Here is a 1,704-nt window from a genome sequence, read left to right on the forward strand (position 1 = left end):
GTTTATTTTCACATCGCCCATCTCTTTCTTAAAATAATCCAGCGCTTTCATAAATTCTTCTACCTGACTATCAATCTTCATCTGACTGAAATCTCCACCCGATAAACCGCAACCGGAAAAATCGAATCTTAAAGACGCAAACATGTTTTCGGCAAGCTTATCAGCTAAGGCCTTAAATTTCTTCTCTGTCGTGGCGCATTTCTCAAATCCGGAAAGACAAATTACTCCGCCATTAACAATGTCACCTGAAACAATAACCCCTCTAAGGTTTTGCTTTTCCGCGTTTAAAAATTCCACCAACTTCGTTTTCATGATCATGGATTTATTTTTAACTTCCTATGCTCCTGTGTCTTTTTAAAACTTAATTTGCTGATAACTGGCTGGCCTGTTTTTACTTCAATTTGTTTTCTGGCATTGCCGGCAATACCGCCACCGTCTCTCGCTACCTGCCGGTTTTTCGGAAATGTCTTTGGTTGGCGTTTTTTAGAAATCTCCGTAGTCGCTGTTTCCGCCAGCATATTCAAAACTAATTCTAAGTTAGTCATATTGTCCCGCAAATTCTCTTTTTTCAAATCCTTGTGCCTCTTGTAGTCCTTCGTCTTTAATCCCGCCCAAGCAAAAGAAATATCGTCTGTTAATATCGCGAATTCATCATTCGTATTCACGCCTCGCTCCTGCCATTCATTAGTCAAGTCCTTTCTTATTTCAATACTTTTCAAACGCAGATCAACCCAATTTTCAGAATATCCCTTTTTAAGATATGTCGCCAGCGCTCTTTTGATGGCTTTTTCGGGATCTTCGGTTTCTTCCACTCGCTCATAGCCGACTTTAGCAAGCCAAAGTTTAAATGGCTCGGCGTTGGGAGAGGGAATAGATTGGATGAAACGAAACATTGTTTCCGTATCAGTGACATCGATTAAACGCATTTTTCCGTCAGGAGCTATCATCTTCAAGGCGTGACATTTTGTCACGGTTTCATTTCCGCCCTCTTTAAGCAACCTTTCTTTTAACTTCCGCCAATAAGCCACGGGATCAACACTTTTCGTCAAAACCGCTATAATGTCAGAAACCGAAAAATACCATAATTCTTTTTCGTCATCCCAAACCCGGCGAATTTTTTTGCCCTCAAAAATAGCTATCTCCTTTTTATTTTTCATACATTTATTGTATCAAAAATCACCAAAAAGAAAAAACTTCTTTACCGCGGAATGGGGCGATCGTCGCTTTTCGTAATACAACTAAAAACCGTCCCGCTTTCAGCGGGACGGTTTTAAAATAAGAATTATGTCTTAAAATATTCCTTCAACATTTTCATTATCGTTCTTCTTCCATAACCGCCCTTTAAATATTCTTCTCTATTTTTGGCGTCAACTTTATTCCTAAACCCCTCATAAAAAATTAATACGTAGGGGCGGAAAGGTTTTGTCGCTAAACTTTTTCCGCTATTGTGTTCTCCGAACCTCTTTCTTAAATCAGCGGTATACCCGATATACAAACTTCCATTTTTTGAACTTTGAAGAATGTAAACGTAATAAAACATAAATACACAACGTTGCGAAACGCAATAAATTTTCAAAGAAAATTTAAGCGTTTCAGTAGCGTTTAAATTTTTCTTTTAGAAAAATTTATTACGCTGCGGTGCCTTTTGGTTAAAATCCGAACTTTTTTTGACGAAAATCCGGACTGCGAATTTTGAACGCTACG

2 protein-coding genes and 1 pseudogene (1 of these 3 cut by a window edge) are annotated in these 1,704 nt (G+C 38.4%); all 3 read right to left on the reverse strand.

Going from position 1 to position 1,704, the window contains the following annotated elements:
• A pseudogene (locus COS96_00735) lies at positions 1 to 318 on the reverse strand (hypothetical protein) (it extends 87 nt beyond the left edge of the window).
• Entirely contained in the window at positions 315 to 1,157 is an 843-nt protein-coding gene (locus tag COS96_00740) for a hypothetical protein (protein ID PIU44121.1), read from the reverse strand. The pseudogene COS96_00735 and the gene COS96_00740 overlap by 4 nt, the downstream one beginning before the upstream one ends.
• A 125-nt stretch (positions 1,158 to 1,282) precedes the next feature.
• A complete protein-coding gene (locus COS96_00745) occupies positions 1,283 to 1,540 on the reverse strand; it encodes a hypothetical protein (GenBank protein ID PIU44122.1) in 258 nt (85 codons plus the stop codon).
• Between the last annotated feature and the right edge of the window lie 164 nt (positions 1,541 to 1,704).

The organism is Candidatus Nealsonbacteria bacterium CG07_land_8_20_14_0_80_39_13 (assembly GCA_002779355.1).
Lineage (GTDB): Bacteria > Patescibacteriota > Minisyncoccia > Minisyncoccales.